Here is a 15,063-nt window from a genome sequence, read left to right on the forward strand (position 1 = left end):
TTAAAAATCGTACTCCAGCATGGCGCGGTTGTATTTGAAGAGCGGCTGGCCGCCAAGGAACGTCGCTCCCGAAGTCAAGCCGGTGGGACAATACGAACCCGCCGCACCGCAATACGTATTGCTGTACGAACGCTGCGCGTATCGATAACGGAACTGCAGGCCGTGATAGGGTCCCGTCTTCGATACGGGCATGAAGCGATAGGTGCCGTCGAGGTTCCACTCGTTGGTGGTTTGACCGACGAGGGTGTTTCCGTAATTGTACCAGGCGTCGCCGGCGATGAAGATGCCGCGGCCGTTCTGCGACGTATACGTTGCAGCGATCCTATACGACTGTACGCCTGCACGCCGGTCGGGTTCGCCTTGCGAGATCGACGTCGTGAAGACTGGGTTAGTCGCGTAGTTGTCGGTGTAGGGACTCGCCCAGCCGCCGTACGCGACGGTCGTTAGGCCGTTGGGATTGGTGAAGCACTGACCGGAGTTGAGGGGCAAGAAGTAGCCGAGGGTGTTGCCCGGCTGAGGCGGAGACTGCTGCGTCGGCGTTTTGATTTGGAACGTCGAGTTGCTGCACGAGAAGCCTTTGGGAAGAACGACGTTATCGTACTTCCATGGAACGCCGTCGTAGCTCGCGGCGATCACGACCGTCTTGGTGACGTTGAAGCCGAGCTGCGCGCCGAACATCGAACTGGCGATCTTTCCAACGTACGAAGCGCCGGTGTTGCTCTCCCAGCCGCCCTGCAGGGCGACGTATGGTTTCCAGCGATTCTCTTGCAGCGTGTACTTGGCATCTCCCCAATAGATGTTGACGATATCGTTGACGCTCCATAGGTAACCGTTGGCGGAGTAATCGCCGCCCTTCGGGGCGTAGCCTATCCGGCCGTAGTAGAACCCGTCCGTGTTGATTCCGCCGCCGCCGGGATTAGCGATGTTGCTTGCGAGGCCCGTGCCGCCGGCCGGATAACCCGTGATGAGGGTTTGGCTGACGAACGTCGAGCTGTTCCGCGGCTCGAACTGCAGCATACGAGCAAACTCGTAGGTCCACGGCCCGGGCGTGTATGCGAAATCGCCGCCTTGAAATGCCGCCGGTTTGAGACGCGTGTCGACCGGCGAGGCCCACGGCGAGTTGAAGAGTTGGTCGCCGACTTTTGCGTAGACGTTGTGGGCGCTGTAGCCGAGATAGCCCTCGTAGAACGTGTTGAGAATGAAGCCCGGAACCGTGTCGTCGGGATTCGTGTTCGGCGGTTTTTCAGTGACGCACGTACGCCCCTTGGCGTGAAGGAGCGCCGTCGAGCACGTGTCGTCGAACGGATTGGCGTACAAGTACGTGCCGCCGATGAAAAAGCCGCCGCCGGCAAAATGGTAGTCGGCGTGCAGATCGATCGCGTTATTGAACGTCGCCTGATTGACCGCGTTCGAGTTGTATTTGGCTCCCGGCGAATAGTTGAACTGAACGCCCGGGTTGTTCGAGGCGTTCTGCCGGGTGAAGTAATACGCGCGGTAAAAGCCGCTGATCGTCAAGGGATTGGGTGTGGGAGTGGCAGACGCGGCCGCCTGAGCGATCGCGGCAGGCCCCGGCGTGGCGAGCGCCAATAAAATGCTAGCAAAAGTCAACATTCCAAAAATGTTAACTAAAGTTATTAAATAAAGCAAGAGCCCCTCTACGAAGAGGGGCTCCTTCTTTTGGTTGCGGCTTCTAGAAGGCTAGAAGTCGTATTCCAACTGGGCGCGGTTGTACTTGAAGAGCGGCAGGCCACCGAGGTAACCGCTGCCGATCGTGGCTCCCACGGGACAGCTGGTGCCCTGGTCGCCGCAGATCGTGTTGGTCTGCGAGCGCTGAGCGTACCGGTAGCGCAGCATCAGGCCGTGGTAGAGGCCCTTACCTACCGGGTTGAGCTTGTAACTGCCGTCGAGGTTCCACTCGTTGGTGTTTTGGCCAACCAGCGCGTTGCCGTAGTTGTACCACGCGTCGCTGGCGATGAAGACGGCCCGCTTGTTCGTCGTGGTGAACGTCGCGGCGACTTTCCACGAGGTACCCGGGGCGCGGCGGTCCGCCATGCCTTGCGAGATCTGCGTCGTGAAGATCGGATCCGTCGCGTAGCTATCGGTGTACGGGCTCGCCCATCCGCCGTAGTACACGCTGGTCGTGCCGTTTGTGTTGGTGAAGCACTGGCCGGCGTTGCTCGGCAAGAAGTACGGCAGCGTGTGAACGACGATGCCGGTGTGCGTGTTGGACTTGAACTGGAAGTTCGAGTTGCTGCACTCCCAGTTGATCGACGAGAGATAGGCCGTCGAAACCGTGTCGGTCTGCCACGGAACGTAGTCGAATCCGCCGGTGATGAGCAGGTTCTTCGTCGGGTTCACACCGGCTTGGATGCCCATGAGCTGGCTGTTGATCTTACCGATCACCGACTGTCCGGCGTTGTTTTCCCAGCCGCCTTGAAGCGCGATGTACGGCTTGAGCTCGTTTTGGTTCAACGTGTAGCGGCCGTCCCCCCAGAACATGCTGACGATGTCGTGCACGCCCCAGAAGTAGCCGTTGACGCTGTAGTTCGATTCCTTTGGCGCGAGCCCGGCGTGGAAGAACGTGAAGCCCGAGGTGCCGATGCCGTTACACGCGGCGCCTTTGCAGTTGCCGAGGAAGATATTCGAAGCTAAACCCGGCGAACCGGCCGGAAAGCTGGTGAGCAACGTTTGGTTCGTGAAGTTGTTGCTCGTGCGATTTTGGAAACCGAAGAAGTTGCCGGTTTCAATCGTCAAACCGTTGTCGAAGTGATGCGCGATGTTCAAGCCTTGGTAGTAGGCGGCTTTCACGCGCGAGTCCGAGGTCGGCGTCCACGGCTGATTGAACGAAATATCGCCGCCGATGGCATCCCAACCCTTATCCTTGTAGCCGACGTACGTCTCCGGGAACGTATCGAGGCCGAAGCCCGGCAACGTGTCGTCGGGATTGGTGTTCGGCGGGGACTGCGATACGCAGGGCTTGCCTTTTGCATGCGAAGCCGCGGTATTGCACGGGCCGGCAAACGGCTGCGCGACGAGGTACGAGCCGCCGACGTACCAACCGGTAAAGGGCAGCTGATAGTCGGCGTGCAGAAGAACGGCGTTGTTCAGGCTGGCCTGGTTGACGCCGTTGCTGACGTACTTGGCACCGGGCGAGAAGTTGAACTGCGTGCCCGGATTGTTCGTCGCGTTTTGCCGCGTGAAGTAGTACGAGCGGAAGTATCCGCGTACCGATAGCGGATTCGGCGTCGGCGTGGGGGTGGGCTCGGTGTCGGTCTGAGCGACCACGGTCTTCGCGGCTGGTGTTGCCTTTGTTTCCGCCAGCGCGAACGACGTGCTCGTCAGAACGATCGCCACAGCTACCCATGCGCCGCGAACGAAAGTCGATAACACGATAAAAAAGTCTCCTTTAAACGAAACTGGTTCGAGTTTCCTCGAACCAGTTTAGCCTTTGGCGATTAAGCTCGGTTTAACGAGGGCTTAAACGACCTAACGGGTCCCTCCCGGCTTACGCTAGTGGTTTGACCGCGGCTTGCCGACCACGACGCCGCTGGTCGTGAAGGTCAACGTCACCTTGAGCGTCGCCTTATTAGCGCCCGTGAACGTGACCAGGCAGGCGCCGGCGGCCCCCTTGGAGGTGGCCTTCACGGTGTACTTGCCCTTCTTGGCCGCTTTGCCGGAGGCCGGCGACAGCGCGTACGTCGCGCTGGCGGTCTTGGGGCAGTTGTTCGTGAACCCCGAGACGGCCTTAAACGCGTACTTGAAATTCGTAAAGCCCTTCTGCGTCACCGTAAAGGTCGCACTGTAGCCGGCGGTCGCCGGCGCAGTGCTATAGAGGTCGATCTCGGGCTTGCCCCCGACCTTATTGCCCTTATAGGCGATCGGGGCGGCGGCGTTGGGAGCCAGGGAAACGCCCGGCATCGCGGGGCCTCCCGGGTTCACCGACGGCGTCATTTGGCTCGAGCCGGAACATCCTGAAAGAACGAGTACCGAGGCCACTGATAAAGCAACGGCGCCACCAATGAACTTCTTCAACACTTATAAGCCCTCCGAGTGGGTGACAGTCTTTCCCTTGCTTGCAGCATAACTCCTGGGCGTCCAAGAACCGTCCACCCCAGTACAAGCAAGCGGGAAAGCGTGCAAGCGAGACTTCGAACGCTAGCCGAAGCGGCCGGTGATGTAGTCTTCGGTTCGTTTGTCGCGGGGTTTAGTAAAGATCGACGCCGTCGTGTCGCTTTCGACCAAATCTCCCAGTAAGAAGAACGCGGTGTAATCGCTCATGCGCGCCGCCTGCTGCATCGAGTGCGTCACGATGACGACCGTAAACTCTTTCTTGAGCGTTTCGATGAGGTCTTCGATTTTGCTGGTGGCGATCGGATCGAGCGCCGAAGCCGGCTCGTCCATCAGAATCACTTCCGGATCGACGGCAAGACAGCGCGCGATGCACAAACGCTGCTGTTGTCCGCCGGAGAGATCGAGCGCCGAACGTTCGAGACGATCCTTGACTTCGTCCCACAACGCGGCGCGGCGCAGACTGCGTTCGCAGATCTCCATCAAGCGTTTCTGATCGCGCTCGCCGTGAATGCGCGGACCGTACACGACGTTTTCGAAAATCGGTTTGGGAAACGGGTTGGGCCGTTGAAACACCATGCCGATCCGGTGACGAACGGTAACCGGGTCGACGTCGGGTGCGTAGATGTCTTGACCGTCGAGCTTCACGCTGCCGGTAACGCGAGCTCCCGGCGTGAGATCGTGCATGCGATTGAGCGCGCGAATGAACGTCGACTTACCGCATCCGGACGGGCCGATCAACGCCGTCACGCGGTTTTCGCGCATGCGCAACGACGCGTTTTTGATCGCGTGAAAGCTTCCGTAATGAATGTCGAGCGAGTCGACGTTGAGCTTAGCCTCCATCGAAACGTTCGGAAGCTCCTGAGCGGAGGTCATGCGCACGAGTATTCTTCCACGCCCCTAAGGGGGCCCGCGACGTATTAACGATATATTAAGACTCGGCGCACGCGACGTCAGGGCGCGCCGCGTCGACGAACCATTCCCGTGCATCCCGCAAGGTCATACCGCGGCAATACTCTTCCAAGAAGGCCAAAATCTGCGCTCGCATCAGCGCTTCGGCCTCGGCATGATCCCGGAAGGGCGCCATCATGTCGCCAGCCTAACACCATCACGTTAGGTTGCGCTTATGGATTGCCAAACGGCTCTTAAGCTTCGCGCTTGATCCGCATGATCGGCAAGCGAATCGTAAACGCGGTTCCGCGTCCGAGCATCGATTCGGCCGAAATCGCACCGCCGTGCGCGTCGACGATGCCTTTGACGATCGCCAGACCGAGCCCGGCTCCGCCGCTTTCACGCGTGCGGGATCGATCGACCACGTAAAACCGCTCGAAGATGTGCGGGAGATCGCGGTACGGAATGCCTTCGCCGGTATCGCGGACGCGAACGAAGGCATCGCTTCCGTGCGCGTCGAGCTCGATTTTTACGCGGCCGCCCGCGTTGGTGTGGCGCAGCGCGTTGTCGACGAGATTCACGAACACTTGCGACAGCCGGGCGGGATCGGCTTCGACGCGAACCGGCCGCAAGGTCACGAGCTCGAGCGAGATGCCTTTGTTTGCAGCTTGCGGTTCGAACGACGAAAGGATCGGGCTTACGACCTCTTCGAGATCGATTTCGCGCAGCTCGAGCTTGAGCTGGCCCGACTCCGCGCGCGCTTGTTCGAGCAGTTGACCCACGAGCGCCGTGAGCCGGTCGACTTGCCCGAGCGCTTGCGGTAAAAACAGGTCGCGCGCCTCTTCGTCGGGCGCCTCCAGTACCGTCTCGAGCATGAGCTTGATCGACGACAACGGCGTACGCAGCTCGTGCGAAACGTTGGAGAGAAACTCTTTACGAGCCCGATCGAGCCGCACGAGCGCGGTTTGATCGTCGGCGAAGACGACGACGCGCTGCGGCGTGGGCGTTTGCTCCTCGCCGACGACCGGATACACCGATACGCGAAAGACGCGCTGTCCTTGCGTACCGGTGAGCATCAGCGGCGCGACCGAACCTTCGCCCGCGAGCGCGTCGGCGATGCGGCTTTCCAGCTCGACGTTTTGAATCGCTTCGATGACGTGCGCGCCGACCGCGCGGTTGACGTCGAAGCCGAAGATCGTTGCCGCTGCCGGATTGGCGAAATCGACGTGACGGCGCCGGTCGACGATAATGACGCCGATCGGCAGCGCGCGCACCAAGCGGACGAAAGGCGTATCCGAGGGCATCGGCGCGTGCACCGGCGGTGCCGGCAGCTCTGCCGCGGGGCGTGAAGCCGCGGGCGGCATCAACGCGCGTCCGAGTAGAACGCCCGCAACGATACCGAGCGCTGCGGTCACTGCCGGCAACGCCCAGGCATACTCGGTCATCTCGGCAAGCGGCCTACGCTTTGAACATATACCCGCGGCTGCGCACGGTCAGAATGTGCCGCGGTGTCCGCGAGTCTTCTTCTATTTTTTCGCGCAGCCAGCGAATGTGCACGCTGACCGTTTGCTGCTCGCCCTCAAAGTCGTAGCCCCAAACCTTATCGAGCAACGTTTGGCGCGTCACGACGCGCCCGTTATTCTCCATCAGCACTCGCAAGAGCGCGAACTCCTTGGGCGCCAAGGACACTTCCTTACCGCGAACGGTCAGTTGCTGACGCGAAGGATCGAGCGTGATCTCCCCGAGCGCTATCGCTTCGTCGTGTCCGGATTGAATCGGCGCGGGCCGGCGCAAACGCGCTTTCACGCGCGCCAGGAACTCGTGCAGCGCGAACGGCTTGGTGACGTAATCGTCGGCCCCGAGCTCGAGCGCGAGAACCTTGTCGATCTCCTGATCTTTCGCGGTAAGCATGATGATCGGCACGGAGCTGAACTTGCGAATTTCTTTGCACGCTTCGATGCCGTCGAGCACCGGAAGCATGATGTCGAGCACCACCAAGTCGGGCTGCTCGCGCTGCGCCATAGCGATCGCGCTGCGGCCGTCACTTGCCGTCACGACGGCGTATCCGCTGCGCTCGAGATTGAATCGCAGGGTCTGCAGAATGGCCGACTCGTCGTCGACGACCAGGATTTTCTTATTGAAATCCGGGCTTTTGACGAACGCGCCCCGCGTCGACTTCATCTCCAACTGTCCGTTCATACGATTTTGCTATAGCGCTGTAATCCAGCGCTCCGTCTCCCTCTGAGGAGCGAAGAGTGTAAAGTTGGTACGCCAGCGCGGTTGCGGGCATTGGGTAGCTCGTAGCCTTTGCCGTATCGAGCGCCGCCGCGATGTCTTTGCGCAGCAGATCGAGCGCAAAGCCGCCGTCGAAGGTGCCGGCCAGCCAGGTCTTCGGCAGCCACCGCTCCAGCACATAGTTGGAAGCGGTTGCCGACGCAAGAACTTTGCACACGGCGTCCAAATCGGCGCCCGCCCGCTGCGCGAAGACCAGACCTTCGACATTCGCGATCATCGTATTGGCGATAATGATCTGGTTAACGAGCTTGACTGTTTCTCCCATTCCAACGGGTCCGAGGTGGTGCGGCGTCCCCATCGCCTTGAGGATCGGTTCGACGTGCGCGAAGTCGCCGGGTGATGCGCCGACCATGATGGCGAGCGTTCCGTCGGCGGCGCGCACCGGTCCGCCGCTCACCGGCGCGTCGACGAACCGCAGGCCGCGCTCGGCGAGCCGGCTCGAAAACGTACGCGACGCAACCGGGGAAATGGTCGACATGTCGATCGCCGTGGCGCCCGGCTGCGCGCCGGCCGCAAACCCCCGCTCGCCGAAAAGTACCTCTTCGACCTGCGGCGCGTCGGGTACGCAGATGACGACCGTATCGCTCGCCGATGCAACCGCGGCCGGATCGGCCGCTTCGATGACGCCGTCGCCGCGGAGGCGGTCGAGGGCTTCGCGACGGCGATGAGCCGACGCGGTGACCGCAAAGCCGGCCCGTCGCAAGGTTCGCGCCATGGGTTCGCCCATGGCGCCTAATCCGACAAACCCGACACGTCGATCCACCTGCCGCCCAATTGGCGAGAGGCGGTGTGGAACCTCCGCCGAAGGCGTTTCGAGCTATGAGTACCGCTACGACCGTCCCCGTTATGCGCCCGTCGTTCGACGACATGAATCTGTCCACCGGGAAGCGCACCCGCCTGCACCGCTTGATGTACGAGCACGGCCCCGCCAACGGCACGCTGATGATGCTGCCGATCGATCAGGGCCTCGAACACGGCCCGATCGACTTCTTCGATAATCCCGATTCGATCGACCCCGATTGGATCTACCGGCTGGCGGTCGAGGGCAACTTCTCGGGCATCGCGCTGCATATCGGATTAGCGGAGAAGTACCAGAGGCGGTACGCCGGCAAAGTGCCGCTGCTGCTCAAGATCAACGGAAAAACCAATATTCCGTCCGACGACGACGCGTTTAGTCCGCTGACGTCGTCGGTCGAGGACGCCGTGCGCCTGGGCGCCGATGCCGTCGGCTATACGCTCTACGTCGGAAGCCCGGCGCAAGAGCTCGACATCGCGCAATGCAACGAAGTGCGCCAGCAGTGCGACCGTTTCGGCATGCCGCTGGTGATTTGGGCCTATCCGCGCGGCGCGGCGGTCAAAGCCAAGGGTGGAATCGACTCGCTGTACGCCGTGGATTACTCCGCGCGCGTCGCCTGCGAGATCGGCGCCGACATCGTCAAACTCAACGAGCCCGTGTGGAAGGCCGACGACGCCGCGAAGCTGCCCAAACCGTACAACACGCTGGAGTTCAGCGACGTCGACGGCTTACGCAAAGTCGTCAAGTCCGCGGGCCGCACGCTCGTGCTCGTGTCGGGCGGAAGCAAGATGGGCGACGATGCGACGATTCACAAGGCGCGCATCGCAATGGAAGCCGGATGCGTCGGACTCATCTTCGGACGCAACATGTGGCAGCGCAAATGGGACGACGCGGTCTCGATGGCGTCGCGCATGCACGATTTGATGAAGGGATACGGCCAATAACGCACATCGAGGAGCGCGTAAACGCAGCGCTCGATAAGGTCCGTCCCGGCATTGCGGCCGACGGCGGTGAAGTCTGGCTCATTAAAGTCGAAGGGGGAGTCGCCTACGTGCAGATGCTCGGCGCGTGCGGTGGCTGCCCGGCCTCCACGATGACGCTCAAAGGCGCGATCGAAACGATCGTACGAGCCGACGTTCCTGAGATTACCGAAGTACTCGAGATCTAAAGTGAGTCAGTGACTCCCTGCGCACTTCGCGCAGTACCAGCTAACGGCGCCTTCGTGCGTGTGGGGAACCATATGATCGCGGGTGCCGCGGCGTCCGCACGAGGCGCAGGCGTACGTCTGTCCGATCGGGACGCCGGTCTCGGTCGCTTCGTGGCGTTTGGCAAGGTAGAAAATGAGGTAGATCGCGACACCTATGGCGATTGGCGCATACGCGAAGAACTGATCGAACGCGCTCCCTGAAATCATGCTGGTTCTTTCGAGGGTATGAACGACGCAACCCTGCGCGAGGCGCTCGTCTCGCAGCTTCGGCGAAACGGCGCGGTGCGTACCGAGCCGGTCGCCGCCGCCATCCGCTCGGTGCCGCGACACCGCTTCGTGCCGGGCATGTCGATGAGCCAAGCCTATGCCGACCACGCGGTTGCCATCAAAACGCTCGACGACGAAGTGGTCTCCTCAATCTCGCAGCCCGGCATGATCGCGCAGATGCTCGAGCTGCTCGTGCCGCGCCGCGGCGACGCCGTCTTGGAAGTCGGCACGGGCAGCGGCTACAACGCCGCGCTGTTGGCCGAGCTCGTCGGCCGAAGCGGCAGCATCACGACGCTCGAGCTTGATGCCGACCTAGCCGAACGCGCCGGCGCGATACTCGACGAGCTGGGCTACGGCAACGTTACCGTCGTTGCCGCCGACGCATCGTCGTATCCGCTCCAGCCCCAGCATTACGACGGCGTCGCGATCACGGCACGCAGCGACGACATTGCGGCGGCGTGGTGGCGGACGCTGCGCGACGGAGGGCGCATGGTGATACCCCTGCGTTTGGAGAGCGCTGGGGAGTATGCGGTAGGATTCGAACGGCGCGGCGACGCGCTGCACAGCATCGGCGCGCATCCATGCGCCTTCATCGCCATTCGCGGAGAGGCCGGCACCGCTGCCGAGGGCGACGTTTTCTATCGCGATCCCGAACGCGACGCTAAGGTTTGCGTGCGCCGCGTCAGCGAAGTGCTGGCCGTTCGGCGCGAAGATGCGACGCCGGAATTGCTCGACCGAGCCGACGTCGTCATCGCACGGCCGGTTTCGATCTTCGCTGTGACGTTTGCCTAGGAGACCCGGTTACTAAAAAGTTCTGATTTTCGTCAATCCGAGGCGCCGAGGCAACGAAGGAGTGGCGGAAATCAGGACTTTTTGAAGTAGTCTGCGTTGATTGCCGTGTACTTGTTGTACTGCTCGGGCAAGTCCGAGTCGGCGTAAATCGCCTCGACGGGACAGGCGGAGACACAGGCTCCGCAGTCGATGCAGACTTCCGGATCGATGTAGAGCATATCGTCTTCATCTTTGCCGTGAATGCAGTCGACGGGACACACGTCCACGCACGACTTATCCTTGGTTCCAATACACGGTTCGGTGATGACATAAGCCATGGGCAACCTCTACAACGAGCTACGGAGTGACGCCTGCACGTCTCCGCGCCGCCCCCCGAGTGCGTTTTAGACGGCGGGCCGGCCGCGGATCGCGCGTATGAGCCAGAGTAGCACGACCGCACCGATGAGCGCGCAGACCATACTCGCTATATTGAATCCCGTCACGCCCACGTGCCCGAACAGACTATAGAGGAAGCCGCCGACGAACGCACCGATGATGCCCACGATAATGTCCCCGATGATGCCCCCCGGGCCCTCGCCCGGCACGATCCACCGGGCTACCAAGCCCACGATGAGTCCGAAGACGATCCACGCAAGAATACCCATGTCATCCTCCTATCCAAAGGGAGATACCCACAATGAAACGTTTGGCAGCCGCAATGGCCCTGCTCGTCCTCCTGGGCGCCCTGCCCGCACCTGCGGCGGCGCCCGCGGAAATCACGGTCAGCGGAAACGGAACCGTTACGCTTCCGCCCGACCTGGCGACCGTGGACGCGACCGTTGAAACCAATGCCGAGAGCATCAACGACGCCATCTCCGAAAACAACGCGCGGTACGAGCGCGTGGTTGCGGCACTAGGCCGCGCGGGAATCGCGCGTACCGACGTTACGCTCTCGAACTACAACGTCAACTACAATCCCAAACCCAAGTTCGTGCGGCCCAACGACGAACAGCGTTACGGCTACACGGTCAATCGCTCGTTTAGCGTGAAAGTGCACCGCATCGCAATGGCCGGACAAGCCATCGACGCTTGCACGTCAAACGGCGCGACCGCCGTTAACGACGTCGGCTTCACCATCGCCAATCCGGTGCCGGCACGCGATCGCGCCATTTCCCTGGCCGTTGCCAACGCCCGCGAGGTAGCCCTGAAAATCGCCGGCGCGGCGGGACTGCGTATCGCCGGCATTAAGAGCATGGATTACGGCGGCGGACCGATCGAGCCGCAAACGATCGTGATGGCGCGAGCCATGCCGGCGCCCGCCCCAACCCCGCCGACCGAGCTCGATCAGTCGAACGTCAGCGTGACCGTCAACGTCAACGTCGTCTTCCTGGCCGTGCCGTAGGACGCGCGTTCCGAAACTTCCAAGCCGCCCCCGGGGTAGAGTTGGTACGACTATGAGCGCAAAGACTTGTGAAAGCTGCGGGCAACGGCCCGCTACGACGTTTGAGGGCGCGCGCGGAATCTGTGCCGGCTGCGCGCAACGCCACGCGCTGACGAGCGCACTTCCGTTTTTCGGGGCGGCAATCGCCGCCGCCGGTCTCATCGCCGGCAGCGCGCTGCTGGCCGAACGCATGCAGCGTCAAAACGAGGGCGGAAACACGCCGCTCGACGAGCTGAGCAAGCGTTTGCGCGGCGGTACGCCGACCTTGGCGAACTATTCGCGCGATCTCACCGAACTGGCGCGCAACGGAAAACTCGATCCCGTCATCGGGCGCGATGAAGAAATCGATCGCGTCGTCTCCATTCTCGCGCGCCGCAGCAAGAACAATCCGGTTCTCGTCGGCGAACCGGGCGTCGGCAAGACGGCCGTGGTCGAAGGACTCGCGCAGCGAATCGTGGCCGGGAAGTGTCCGGTCGCCTTGCGCAACAAGCGGGTGCTGGCGCTCTCGCTCGGCCCGCTGGTCGCCGGCACGAAGTATCGCGGTGAGTTCGAAGGCCGTGTCAAACGCATCGTCGACGAAGTCAAACGTGCGACGCGCGACGTGATTCTGTTTATCGACGAGCTGCACACGCTCGTCGGCGCCGGAGCCGCCGAAGGCGCGCTCGATTTGAGCTCGATGATCAAGCCGGAACTCGCGCGCGGCGATCTGCAGTGTATCGGGGCCACGACGTTCGACGAGTACCGCAAGTACGTCGAGTCCGATGCCGCGCTCGAACGGCGCTTCCAACCCGTAATGGTCGAGGAGCCCACCATCGAACAAACGATGGAAATTTTGCGGGGATTGCGCGATGGTTACGCGCGCCATCACCGTGTCACGATTACCGAGGAGGCGATCGAGGCCGCCGCCCAGTTGTCGGCGCGCTACATCGCGGACCGGTTCTTGCCCGACAAGGCGATCGACCTCATGGACGAAGCCGCTGCATCGGTTGCGCTGCAAAACAAAGGCGCCGTCGAGTTCCCCGCGGTCACCGCCGATCACGTGGCGGGGGTCGTCACGCGCTGGACAGGAATCCCGCAGGCTTCGTTGAGCGAATCGCAGGCCAACGCACTGCTCGATTTGGAACGCGTGCTTGCCAAGCGCGTCGTCGGACAGGAACGCGCCATCGCGTCGGTCAGCGACGCGATTCGCCGCGCTCGCGCGGGGTTGCACGACCCGCGCAAGCCCTTGGGAAGCTTTCTGTTCAAGGGTCCCAGCGGCGTCGGAAAAACGGAACTGGCCAAAGCGCTCGCCGAGGCGCTGTTTGGCAGCGAGGCGGCCCTCGTTCGGGTCGACCTATCGGAGTTCACCGAAGCCCATTCCGCTTCGCGTTTGCTCGGCGCGCCCCCGGGATACGCCGGCCACGACGAGCCCGGACAGCTGACCGAACCGGTGCGCCGCCGTCCGTATTGCGTCGTGCTGTTCGACGAGCTGGAGAAAGCGCACCCCGACGTTGCGGCCATCCTTCTGCAGATCCTCGACGACGGACGAGTAACCGACGCGAAGGGACGCACCATCGATTTTCGCCACACGCTCATCATTCTCACCACGAATCTCGAGGACGACGAGGTCTCGTTCTCGCTGCGTCCGGAGCTGCTCAACCGCATCGACGACGTGGTGTCGTTCGCCGAGCTGCGCTTGCCGCAGATCGAAGCGATCGTTACGATTCACGTCGACGCCCTCGCGAGCCGGCTCGGCGCGCGTAACGTGACGTTACGATTGAGCGACGAAGCGAAAAGCTACTTAGCTCGCGTTTCGATGGCAGCCGGAAGCGGTGCGCGCTACGTCGCGCGTACCGTCTCGCACTACGTCTCGACGCCGCTCTCCACGTCGATATTGCGAGGCGAGCTGCGCGAAGGCGGCTGCGCCGACGTCACGCTCGACGGCGACGAACTCCGAGTAAAGGCGGCCTGAACCGCGCGTCAGAACGTCTAGGGGATGCCCCGGACCTTCCATCTGCTGAGCGCGTGCTCGCTCATCGCGCTGAGTGCGTGCAACGCTGCGTCGACCTTTTCACCGCCCAACGCGCGGTCCGCCGCATTTTCCTACGGGCCGGCGGCGGCGACCGCTTCGAGCCGTCTCAAGCACGTCGTCATCATCATTCAGGAAAATCGCAGCTTCGATAATCTCTTCCACGGATTCAAAGGCGCCACGTACGCGACATTCGGTAAAACCAGCACCGCCGGCAAGGTGCCGCTGCACGCGATCTCGCTAAGCGGTGTCGACGTCGCGCACCATTGGAACGACGCCATGACGTCGTGGGATCATGGGGCGATGGACGGCTTCGATAAGTTGCTGCTGGCCAACGGCCAAAAGGCGAGCGCCTATCCGTACGCGTACGTCGCGCCGAAATACATCGCGCCGTACTGGACCATGGCATCGCGATACGTCCTTGCGGACCACATGTTCCCGACGATGTTCGGTCCCAGTTTTACGGGACACCTCGATCTGATCGCCGGTACGACCAACCTCAATCCCTCGAGCGCGGAAGTCGACAACCCCAGCGCGTCACCGTGGGGCTGCGACGCTCCGTCGGGAACGTTTACCTACGTGCTCAACGTTGCGCGGGTCATATCGCGCGGGCCGTTTCCATGTTTCACGCAGTTTCACACATTAGCCGACGTGCTGGACGACGCGCACGTTTCGTGGCGCTATTACGCGCCGCCCGTGAGCTCGCCCAACGGCGGCATTTGGTCGGAGTTTGACGCCATCCACAACGTGCGCTACGGAAGCGATTGGAAGAACGTCATCTCACCGCAAACCCGGGTCATCACCGACGCGCAGAGCGGAAATCTACCCTCGGTGGCGTGGGTCGTTCCCGACGCGGTCGATTCCGACCACGAGAGCCAAAACGACAATGGCGGACCGTCTTGGGTGGCGGCCGTCGTGAACGCGATCGGTCGAAGCCGCGACTGGAAGTCGACCGCAATCGTCGTCGTTTGGGACGACTGGGGCGGATGGTACGACAGCGTGCCGCCGCCGCAGCGCGACTTTCGCGGACTCGGCATACGCGTGCCCTGCATCGTCATTTCGCCGTACGCAAAGGCGCATTACGTGTCGCACACGGTGTACGAGTTTGGAAGCATCGTCCGGCTCGTAAAAGAAGTCTTCGGTTTGTCGCCGTTGGGAACGCGCGGCGCAGGCTACACCGATACGCGCGCCGCCAGCATGTTGGACAGCTTCAACTTCAACCGAAAACCGCGCCCGTTCCACGTGATTCCCGCAACGCAGCCGGCGTCGTTCTTCCTCCGTCAGGCGCCGTCATATCAACTGCCTGACGAAGAGTAACC

Annotated in this window: 17 protein-coding genes; 6 read left to right on the forward strand and 11 right to left on the reverse strand. The window is 62.0% G+C overall.

Annotated elements, in window-relative coordinates:
- The 8 genes from VGG89_17020 to VGG89_17055 all read right to left on the reverse strand — a co-directional run bounded on the left by VGG89_17020 (window position 1) and on the right by VGG89_17055 (window position 8,017).
- Window positions 1–1,611: a hypothetical protein gene (locus VGG89_17020; GenBank protein ID HEY1978257.1), complete on the reverse strand. Its 1,611-nt coding sequence runs from the start codon at window positions 1,609–1,611 to the stop codon at window positions 1–3.
- Window positions 1,612–1,698: 87 nt separating this feature from the next.
- Complete coding sequence (locus tag VGG89_17025) at window positions 1,699–3,390, reverse strand: hypothetical protein (GenBank protein ID HEY1978258.1); 1,692 nt, start codon at window positions 3,388–3,390, stop codon at window positions 1,699–1,701.
- Window positions 3,391–3,510: 120 nt separating this feature from the next.
- Window positions 3,511–3,918, reverse strand: coding sequence for a hypothetical protein (locus VGG89_17030; protein ID HEY1978259.1), 408 nt, complete (start codon window positions 3,916–3,918; stop codon window positions 3,511–3,513).
- A 237-nt stretch (window positions 3,919–4,155) separates the two neighbouring features.
- A complete protein-coding gene (gene pstB / locus VGG89_17035; protein HEY1978260.1) occupies window positions 4,156–4,944 on the reverse strand; it encodes a phosphate ABC transporter ATP-binding protein PstB in 789 nt (262 codons plus the stop codon).
- Between the two features lie 55 nt (window positions 4,945–4,999).
- Window positions 5,000–5,158 (reverse strand): hypothetical protein, encoded by a 159-nt coding sequence (locus tag VGG89_17040; GenBank protein HEY1978261.1) that lies wholly within the window; start codon window positions 5,156–5,158, stop codon window positions 5,000–5,002.
- 55 nt (window positions 5,159–5,213) lie between these two features.
- The gene (locus VGG89_17045) at window positions 5,214–6,404 is read right to left on the reverse strand and encodes an ATP-binding protein (protein HEY1978262.1); all 1,191 of its coding nucleotides are present in this window, start codon (window positions 6,402–6,404) and stop codon (window positions 5,214–5,216) included.
- 13 nt (window positions 6,405–6,417) lie between these two features.
- Complete coding sequence (locus VGG89_17050) at window positions 6,418–7,140, reverse strand: response regulator transcription factor (protein ID HEY1978263.1); 723 nt, start codon at window positions 7,138–7,140, stop codon at window positions 6,418–6,420.
- On the reverse strand, window positions 7,094–8,017 hold the full coding sequence (locus tag VGG89_17055; protein ID HEY1978264.1) for an NAD(P)-dependent oxidoreductase: 924 nt from the start codon (window positions 8,015–8,017) through the stop codon (window positions 7,094–7,096). Before VGG89_17055 ends, VGG89_17050 begins: the two co-directional genes overlap by 47 nt.
- A gap of 56 nt (window positions 8,018–8,073) precedes the next feature.
- Between VGG89_17055 and VGG89_17060 the strand changes: the two genes are divergently transcribed.
- The gene (locus tag VGG89_17060; protein HEY1978265.1) at window positions 8,074–8,994 is read left to right on the forward strand and encodes a hypothetical protein; all 921 of its coding nucleotides are present in this window, start codon (window positions 8,074–8,076) and stop codon (window positions 8,992–8,994) included.
- Window positions 8,931–9,218, forward strand: coding sequence for a NifU family protein (locus VGG89_17065; protein HEY1978266.1), 288 nt, complete (start codon window positions 8,931–8,933; stop codon window positions 9,216–9,218). Before VGG89_17060 ends, VGG89_17065 begins: the two co-directional genes overlap by 64 nt.
- A gap of 6 nt (window positions 9,219–9,224) precedes the next feature.
- Here the strand turns inward: VGG89_17065 and VGG89_17070 are convergent, their stop codons facing one another.
- The gene (locus VGG89_17070) at window positions 9,225–9,464 is read right to left on the reverse strand and encodes a hypothetical protein (GenBank protein ID HEY1978267.1); all 240 of its coding nucleotides are present in this window, start codon (window positions 9,462–9,464) and stop codon (window positions 9,225–9,227) included.
- Window positions 9,465–9,482: 18 nt separating this feature from the next.
- Here VGG89_17070 and VGG89_17075 point away from each other — a divergent pair, with 18 nt between their 5' ends.
- Window positions 9,483–10,316 carry a methyltransferase domain-containing protein gene (locus VGG89_17075; protein ID HEY1978268.1) on the forward strand — a complete coding sequence of 278 codons (834 nt, stop codon included), beginning with the start codon at window positions 9,483–9,485 and terminating at the stop codon, window positions 10,314–10,316.
- A 71-nt stretch (window positions 10,317–10,387) separates the two neighbouring features.
- Here the strand turns inward: VGG89_17075 and VGG89_17080 are convergent, their stop codons facing one another.
- A complete protein-coding gene (locus VGG89_17080) occupies window positions 10,388–10,633 on the reverse strand; it encodes a ferredoxin family protein (GenBank protein ID HEY1978269.1) in 246 nt (81 codons plus the stop codon).
- 66 nt (window positions 10,634–10,699) lie between these two features.
- Complete coding sequence (locus VGG89_17085) at window positions 10,700–10,960, reverse strand: GlsB/YeaQ/YmgE family stress response membrane protein (GenBank protein ID HEY1978270.1); 261 nt, start codon at window positions 10,958–10,960, stop codon at window positions 10,700–10,702.
- A gap of 32 nt (window positions 10,961–10,992) precedes the next feature.
- On the opposite strand from VGG89_17085, the gene VGG89_17090 reads away from it, so the two are divergent.
- The 3 genes from VGG89_17090 to VGG89_17100 are packed head-to-tail and all read left to right on the forward strand — an operon-like array spanning window position 10,993 to window position 15,061.
- Window positions 10,993–11,697, forward strand: coding sequence for an SIMPL domain-containing protein (locus VGG89_17090; GenBank protein ID HEY1978271.1), 705 nt, complete (start codon window positions 10,993–10,995; stop codon window positions 11,695–11,697).
- Between the two features lie 52 nt (window positions 11,698–11,749).
- Window positions 11,750–13,687: an ATP-dependent Clp protease ATP-binding subunit gene (locus tag VGG89_17095; protein ID HEY1978272.1), complete on the forward strand. Its 1,938-nt coding sequence runs from the start codon at window positions 11,750–11,752 to the stop codon at window positions 13,685–13,687.
- Window positions 13,688–13,711: 24 nt separating this feature from the next.
- On the forward strand, window positions 13,712–15,061 hold the full coding sequence (locus VGG89_17100; protein HEY1978273.1) for an alkaline phosphatase family protein: 1,350 nt from the start codon (window positions 13,712–13,714) through the stop codon (window positions 15,059–15,061).
- The last annotated feature ends 2 nt before the right edge of the window (window positions 15,062–15,063 follow it).

The sequence above is a fragment of the Candidatus Baltobacteraceae bacterium genome, from assembly GCA_036488875.1.
Classification (GTDB): Bacteria; Vulcanimicrobiota; Vulcanimicrobiia; order Vulcanimicrobiales; family Vulcanimicrobiaceae; genus JAFAHZ01.

Bases quoted from the DNA above. Each gene is read 5' to 3' on its own strand.
- VGG89_17100 (HEY1978273.1), top strand. From the start codon at position 13,712: ATGCCCCGGACCTTCCATCTGCTGAGCGCGTGCTCGCTCATCGCGCTG.
- VGG89_17095 (HEY1978272.1), top strand. From the start codon at position 11,750: ATGAGCGCAAAGACTTGTGAAAGCTGCGGGCAACGGCCCGCTACGACG.
- VGG89_17075 (HEY1978268.1), top strand. From the start codon at position 9,483: ATGAACGACGCAACCCTGCGCGAGGCGCTCGTCTCGCAGCTTCGGCGA.
- VGG89_17030 (HEY1978259.1), bottom strand. From the start codon at position 3,918: ATGCCGGGCGTTTCCCTGGCTCCCAACGCCGCCGCCCCGATCGCCTAT.
- VGG89_17090 (HEY1978271.1), top strand. From the start codon at position 10,993: ATGAAACGTTTGGCAGCCGCAATGGCCCTGCTCGTCCTCCTGGGCGCC.
- VGG89_17040 (HEY1978261.1), bottom strand. From the start codon at position 5,158: ATGATGGCGCCCTTCCGGGATCATGCCGAGGCCGAAGCGCTGATGCGA.
- pstB (HEY1978260.1), bottom strand. From the start codon at position 4,944: ATGACCTCCGCTCAGGAGCTTCCGAACGTTTCGATGGAGGCTAAGCTC.
- VGG89_17050 (HEY1978263.1), bottom strand. From the start codon at position 7,140: ATGAAGTCGACGCGGGGCGCGTTCGTCAAAAGCCCGGATTTCAATAAG.
- VGG89_17070 (HEY1978267.1), bottom strand. From the start codon at position 9,464: ATGATTTCAGGGAGCGCGTTCGATCAGTTCTTCGCGTATGCGCCAATC.
- VGG89_17065 (HEY1978266.1), top strand. From the start codon at position 8,931: ATGGGACGACGCGGTCTCGATGGCGTCGCGCATGCACGATTTGATGAA.
- VGG89_17045 (HEY1978262.1), bottom strand. From the start codon at position 6,404: ATGACCGAGTATGCCTGGGCGTTGCCGGCAGTGACCGCAGCGCTCGGT.
- VGG89_17060 (HEY1978265.1), top strand. From the start codon at position 8,074: ATGAGTACCGCTACGACCGTCCCCGTTATGCGCCCGTCGTTCGACGAC.
- VGG89_17080 (HEY1978269.1), bottom strand. From the start codon at position 10,633: ATGGCTTATGTCATCACCGAACCGTGTATTGGAACCAAGGATAAGTCG.
- VGG89_17085 (HEY1978270.1), bottom strand. From the start codon at position 10,960: ATGGGTATTCTTGCGTGGATCGTCTTCGGACTCATCGTGGGCTTGGTA.
- VGG89_17020 (HEY1978257.1), bottom strand. From the start codon at position 1,611: ATGTTGACTTTTGCTAGCATTTTATTGGCGCTCGCCACGCCGGGGCCT.